Consider the following 8,050-nt stretch of genomic DNA (forward strand, 5'->3'; position numbering starts at 1 on the left):
AGAAAAAGTTAAACAAAACTTTTTTGTTCTTTTTTTCAAAAACAGCTATTGAAGTCTTTTTTAATAAAGTAAGTAGTAAGTTTTTGTATGATTATCTAGAGTTGAAGTTTTTTATAATAACTTAATTAGTTTGCGTATGGAATTGATCACTACTTTCTTTATCAAGTTTGCATTAGGTTTTCGTATTATTTTAGCTTTGTCTTGTAAGAGTTTGAATAAAATTGAATTTATCATCAAATTGAGTTTTAGTTCCACTTCAAACTTATTTCATCAATTTTCCAGATTTATTATTTTTTTATTTTCAAATCCCAATCGGGGGTTTGTTGATGAAACGTATTGTTGTGTTTAAAATTCTTTAAATGCCGACTGCGTTTTTTAAAATGAATTGATTCAATTTTTAGAGTTCTGTTCTAAAAGAGATAAAGTTTATAAAAAGAATAATCAGCTTTTTATGACTATTGAATCATCCTATATATGATGTAGAATTCCCCAATTCTCCGAAACGTATATTTTCTTTTATGAAAATTGGTTTATAACAAATCACTCTTTTTGGAAGTCTGGTTTAGGTCAGTATTTCCCGATTTTTTGGTATGTCTTTTATTCGAAAAGAGTAGGAGCGGTTCTTTAGTATACTTCTGTATACTCGGTGCAACATGATTTTTTACTGAAATGTTGTTTACATTCTTAGTATTCTGGGAATCTAAATTTTATTTCAACAAGTTGATTATTAGTGTTTTTTTGAAATTGCCTAAGCACGTCTGCTTATCGCAAGAGGTATTTTATTGTCCATTTTCTAATCTTCCAAATTATGAAAAAAAATTTTACTTTTTATGATCTCCTAGTAAAGAGGAGATTATTGGGACTATTTTTTTTATTGCTGCTTTGCAATAAAAACTTTGCCCAGACTTTCTGTAGACCCATCTCCAATACGAGCAGTAGAGCCGGAGTGTGTTTGGGAACTACAGAGGTACTTAATCCAACCTTTGCTTATGATGCGAGTACGAGTACGTACGCTTCATTGACCAATGCTTTGGGAGTTCTTTGTTCTGTGCAGGAAACAGTGAAGTTTGGTCAAATGGCAAAAGCCGGTGACCAAATTGTGATCGTTTACGGATCAAATGCAGACCTGTTAGATGTTGGTTTAGTAGCCAACACGACTATTCAGCCCAGTAATTCGGTCGCGGGTACAAGCAGTACGGCATTGGCTTTAAACAGTCCATTGTTGAATGTAAACGCCATAAGCGGAGCTACTACAGCTACTGTAAAATATACCCTGACAGCTGATGCAGATCAGGTTAAGGTAGAAATTGGCGGTCTGCTTAGTGTCCTGACTAATGTGCGGATATATGATGTTCGGTTGCAGTTTGCAAAACCAACTATTGCTGGAGGAGCAACACAATCCGTTTGTTTAGGACAGTCGATTGCACTTTCAGCGACAGCTGCTGTAGGTACTACTTTGGCCTGGTACAGTTCTCCAACATCTACTACAGCGCTTTCAAATGTAAATACTTTTACAACACCTGCTTTAACGACAAGTACTACTTATTATATAGGTATATCAAGAAGTGCTGGTTGTGAAAGCGATGAAAGATTTCCGGTTACAGTTAATGTTCTGGATCCTACATTACCGACAATTAGTACAGTTGGTACTTCAATTTGTTCTTCGGGAGCAACACAAGCAACAACGCTATCCGTTATAAATCCGGTACTCGGAACAACTTATTCCTGGTTTAGTGCCGCAACGGGTGGGTCGGCATTAAGTACAGGGAGCACCTATACACCAACTGTTCCAACGGGAACTACGAATTTTTATGTCGAGGCATCTATAGGTGTCTGTAAAACAGCAACTCGAACTCCGGTTACGGTTACTTCAACTCCTGTTCCGGGAGTTGCCACTATTTTAACACAAAGTGTAACTATAGTTTCTGGTCAGAATGCAACACTTAGTGCTTCTACTTCAGAACCTGGTGTAACTTTAGATTGGTATGATGTAGCTACAGGAGGCGTTCGATTATTAGGAGATTCAAATAATTTTACAACTCCGGTATTAGTAGCTTCTAAAACGTATTATGTGGAGTCCCGAAATAGTGCGGGAGGCTGCGTCAGTGCAACCAGAGCACCTGTAACGGTAACGGTTATACCTGCTGCTCTAGGAGGTTGTTTAGAAGCCAATAGCCAGCAAACCACTCAGAATGGTTTGTGTTTGCTTTGTTCGTCAAGTGCTCAGAACAATTCCGTTGACGGAAATAGTGCTACTTCATCTAGTCTAACGGTTCCAATAGGTTTAGTAAACGGCTGGATTCAGCAAACATTACAATTCAATAATCCGGGAAAAGCAGGAGATATTATTGATGTCGACCTTGCGTTGCCTGGAGGAATTGCCGATCTTAATTTGTTAGGGGTAGTTAGCCTCGCGACTTATAATGGCGCCACCTATAATAACGACCGAAATTTTATCAATAACGCATTGGTTTCTTTGCAGTTAGTATCCGGAAGTAAATTTAGAGCCAGTTTTGTTGCTGTAGCTAATTTTGATCGTATCGAAATTCGATTAGGTGGATTGGTAAGTGCCTTAACAACTTTAGAAATTTATCAGGCTACGCACCGCTATAAAGCGCCTTCGTTTACAGGAAGCACCACAATTTGTGGAGGACTGACTACTACTTTAACTTCAGATATTACTGTTGGTGAAAGTATCAAATGGTATGATGCTTTAACAGGAGGAACTTTATTGGCCAGTACAGCTGCGTATACTACGCCCGCTTTAACGGCAAATACAACGTATTATGTAGAAGTTACTCGCAATGGCTGTGTAAATAGTGAAAGAAATCCGGTTTTGGTTACTGTAAATAATCCGATAGCTCCGGCAACAGTGGTCGCCAGTCCGTTGAATTTATGCAGCGGATCTTCAACTACAATAACCATTCAGTCACCAGTAGTGGGAACGGTTTACAAATGGTATGATGCGAGTTCCGGCGGAAACTTAGTGTTTACGGGTACCGTTTTTGATACACCAAATTTAACAGTTACGACTACCTATTATGTCGAAGCTTCAATCACAACTTGTATAAGTGCAACCCGCACACCGGTTACGGTCAATGTTAATCCACGACCTTCACCTCCAGTTGCAGTATCTTCACATGTGATTACTCAGTCCGGTCAGAATGTAACGCTAGCAGTTGTAAGCAGTCCTAACATTATCCATAGCTGGTATGATGTACCAACAGGAGGGACTTTTTTGGCTACTAATGTAGATACTTTTACGCCTAGCCCAGCTTTAACGTTAAGTAAAACATTCTATGTAGAAAGCAGAGATTTAACTTCTGACTGCACAAGCAGTACAAGAACTGCGATTATTGTTACTGTAATTAATGGCGTAAATAATTGTTTGTTAGCCAATTCACAAATAACCACAAAAGGAGGAACCACAAACTGTTTAACTTGTAGTTCAAGCGCAGACGGAAATTCTGTAGATGGAAATTCTGCTACAGCAGCTACTCTTTCAATCCCTCTTGGTTTGGTAACAGATCATATTCAGCAAGATCTAACCTTTCCAACAACAGGGCAGACTGGTGACATTATCGATGTGGAACTAGGAATTCCTGTTGGACTTCTTGATATTAGTGCACTTTCTAATGTTAGCTTGCAAAGTTTTAATTCAGGGGTGCCTAATGGTGATTTTAATACCATTAATAATCTTTTGAATGTTCAGATCTTATCCGGAAATCGTTTCAAAGCAAGTTTTGCAGCAGCGGGTACTTTTACCAGTGTGCGTGTTCGATTAAGCGGATTGGCAACTCTTTTATCAAGTCTGGAGATTTACGAAGCTTCTTATAGATTTGCAAATGCTGTAGTAACAGGAGCAACCGCACCAATTTGTGCCGGACAAACTGCTTCCTTATCAGCTACTGCAGCTGGTGGAGATACATTTGAATGGTACGATGCTCCAACCGGAGGAAATATAGTAGCGGTTAATCCAACTGCTGCATTGACGACTACAACAACCTTTTATCTGGAAGCAACGCGCGGAGGAACTTGTATCAACACCGTTCGTCAGCCCGTTACTGTGACTGTATTGCCTTTACCAACAGCGACAGATATCAATATCACAACTCCTTTAACAGCTTCTTGTTCAGGAGGCATTGTTTTGACTCCAACATCAGCTTTAGCGGGAGCAACTTTTAAATATTATTTAGATGGAAATAAAACACAGGAGGCAACCGGGACAATTTCGGGAGTTACCTATGTTAAAGATTCCGGAACTGGTGCTCTAACGATTACCGGACTTACTGCGTTAAATTCTCCTTATACCTATTATGTATCTGTGTTTAATGGCGGTATTTGTGAGAATGCAAATGGAAGCTTAAAAGCAGTGGTCGTAAATTTCCCAACAGGTTCGGCTTTGACGGTAACACCAACTTTGGCAGGCTGTGCTAAAGTGAATTTAAAAGATGCTATTGTTAGCTTTAATCCAACCACTACTTATACTTTTTATGATTCGTTGAACAATCCAATAACAGATCAGGCCGCTGCAAATATTACAGTAAATGGTAATTATTTTATTCAGGCTCAGGCGAATGGTAGTGATTGTCCATCTGCTAAGGAATCAGTAGCAGTTACCATTAATCCGTTGCCAACCTTAACAGGAGTAACGAGTTCAATAGTGGTTCCTAAAGGTACTTCTGTTGCTTTAGTAGCAACTTCAAACGGAACAATTACCTGGTACGATCAGCAGGGAAATGTAGTCCCTTCAAATAATACAGGACCTTTAAACACAGTAGGTGTTTTTAGTTATACAGTGGTGGCCAGTAATGGGACCTGTACCACAAGTCAGACTATTACGATTAGTGTAATTGATCCTGCTACCTGCGATCCGTTATTAGAGAGAGTTTATGCTACTACTCAATTGTCAGGCTCCATTATTACCGGAGGAGTGAGCAATGGACCTTTAGCTGTTGACGGCGATCCAAGTACCCGCTCTACCATTACAACCGGTTTGGGACTTTTGGGTATTGGAACAACCTGGCAAAATCTGCAATGGCCAACAACAATTATCAAAGGAACACCTGTAACGGTAAAAATTGGTTTAGAAAACAGTTTAATTGCTGTAGCCCAAAACATCTCAGTAGTGGGTACTAAACGTGACGGATCTAATAATCCTATCGATATTGGGACTTTACAACCGATAACAGGATCTTTATTAAACTTATTACCGGGAGAAAATTCATTTGAATTTACTTTTGTTCCGTCTAATACTTTAGGACTTCAGGATTATGATGGTATCCGTGTACAATTAGGATCAGTTTTAAGCGTAGCACAAAACATCAGTGTATACGATGCTTATTACAAAAAACAAGTAACTCAGATCACTTGCGGACAGGGAGATATCGAGGATGTTTTCTCTGGCGTAAGAGACTTGGGAATAGGAGCATTAACCGCTACAGTGGGGGTTTCAAACCCATGGAATATAGCCGACAAAGATATTGCTACCTATGCCACTATGTTTAATGCAGTAGGATTATTGGCTGCTGCTGAACTTACAACAACGTTTAGAACTCCTTCTATGGTTGGGGATAGTTTAAGAATTGTAATCTCAAAACCAGGAGTAGTTTTAAACCTTAATTTGCTTACAGGATTTTCGATTCAGCTTTATTCAGGAAACATTCCGGTTGGCGCACCAATCGAAAACACAAGCAGTCTGTTGACTTTAAAACTACTTTCAGGAGACACGATGGCGATGACTATTGTTGCTCCTCAAACACAGCCTTATGATAAAGTGGTGATAACACTTGGTGGTGTTGCCAGTGTTTTAGATCAGCTTAGAGTGCATTCTATTGATCGTGTAACCAATACGAAAGTTATAGGAAGTGATCCTGATAATAAAGTCACGGTTTGCCCTGGCACAGACATTACACTCGTCGTCCCGCCTAAGCCTTGTGCTGATTATGAATGGTACGATTCTCCAACAGGAGGAAATCTCGTAGCCAGTGGTCAGACTTATACCTTGCCAGCTACATTAGCAGCAGGAACTTATAAATATTATATTCAGCCAATTCGTTACGGTTGTGCAGCTTTAGAAAGAGGAGAAGTTACTGTGGTGGTAAGAGCTACTGTTCCTGCAGCAACGATAACAAACGTAACCATAAACGGAGGGTCAGCTACTATTATTTGTTCAGAAACCGGTACGGTAACCTTAGATGCAGTTTTAAGTGCTACACCGGTACTTACAAATCCGGTATACCACTGGTATAGCTTTGATGGTACAACGAGCCAGTTAATTCCTGGACAAGTAACCTCTAAATTGATCGTAACCGGTTTAGTTCCGGGAACCTATACCTATTATGTTGGAGTAAGTTCAGATGAATATTGTGAAACTGCTCCGGCAGACAGAAAACAAGTGACCTTTACTATTTTACCAAATTCTTTGGTAACCGATATTTCAATAAATAATGCTTCTATTTGTCATGATACGCCAGTTACTTTAACACCATCAAGTACGCTGTCGAACCCTGTTTTTGCCTGGTATTTAGATGCGAATAAAACGCAGCCTATTTTTACCGGAACAATTGGAGGAGTGGATTATACGATTAGTGGTACAGGGGCTTTAACAGCTACAGGTTTGACACCGGCAATGAGTCCAATGTCTTATTATGTTGCCGTTTCAAGCGATTTTACCTGTCAGAATAAAAATGGAGAGTTGAGACTTGTGACGGTTCTTATTAATGATCCGGCGACACCAACGTCTACACCGGCGAATCAAAGTTTCTGTTTGGTTAATGCACCTACAGTTGCTAATCTTCAGGCTGATCAGGCCAACGTGGTTTGGTACCTTGCAGCAACAGGAGGAACTGCATTAGATCCAACAACTGCTCTGACCACCAGATCTTATTATGGAGCCATCAGAGACCTTAATGGCTGTGAAAGCTCAGTGCGATCAGTAACAGCTGTAACCGTTAGCGACCCTGGTACACCAACCTTGGTAACAGCGGGCACACAAAACTTCTGTTTGGTAAATGCACCAACTTTTGCAAGTGTTCAATTTAACGAAGCCAATATCGTTTGGTATACTGCTTTAACCGGAGGAACAGTTATTCCATCTACTACAGCTTTAACTAGCGGTACTTATTACGCAGTAATCAAAGATCCAACTACGACTTGTGAAAGCGCAGTAAGATTGGCGGTAACCATTAGTGTAACCGATCCGGGTACACCAACTTTGGTAACAGCGGGCACACAAAACTTCTGTTTGGTAAATGCACCAACATTTGCAAGTGTTCAATTTAACGAAGCCAATATTGTTTGGTACACAGCTTTAACCGCAGGAACAGTGATTCCATCTACTACGGCTTTAACCAGCGGTACTTATTATGCTGTAATCAAAGATCCAACTACGACTTGTGAAAGCGCAGTAAGATTGGCGGTAACCATTAGTGTAACCGATCCTGGTACACCAACTTTGGTAACAGCCGGCACACAAAACTTCTGTTTGGTAAATGCACCAACATTTGCAAGTGTTCAGTTTAACGAAGCCAATATCGTTTGGTACACAGCTTTAACAGGAGGAACAGTGATTCCATCTACTACAGCTTTAACCAGCGGTACTTATTATGCTGTAATCAAAGATCCAACTACGACTTGTGAAAGCGCAGTAAGATTGGCGGTAACCATCAGTGTAACCGATCCTGGTACACCAACTTTGGTAACAGCGGGCACACAAAACTTCTGTTTGGTAAATGCACCAACATTTGCGAGTGTACAGTTTAACGAAGCCAATATCGTTTGGTATACTGCTTTAACAGGAGGAACAGTGATTCCATCTACTACAGCTTTAACCAGCGGTACCTACTATGCTGTAATCAAAGATCCAACTACGACTTGTGAAAGCGCAGTAAGATTGGCGGTAACCATCAGTGTAACCGATCCTGGTACACCAACTTTGGTAACAGCCGGAACACAAAACTTCTGTTTGGTAAATGCACCAACATTTGCAAGTGTTCAATTTAACGAAGCCAATATTGTTTGGTACACAGCTTTAACCGCAGGAACAGTG

At 40.0% G+C, this 8,050-nt stretch carries 1 protein-coding gene; it reads left to right on the forward strand.

All coding sequences use genetic code 11. The features are described 5' to 3' along the window. Nucleotides 1–808: 808 nt before the first annotated feature. On the forward strand, nucleotides 809–8,050 hold a 7,242-nt coding region (locus tag FLA105534_RS00375; RefSeq protein ID WP_455424117.1), incomplete at its 3' end, for an Ig-like domain-containing protein.

Source organism: Flavobacterium collinsii (genome assembly GCF_902804485.1).
GTDB classification, from domain to species: Bacteria; Bacteroidota; Bacteroidia; order Flavobacteriales; family Flavobacteriaceae; genus Flavobacterium; species Flavobacterium collinsii.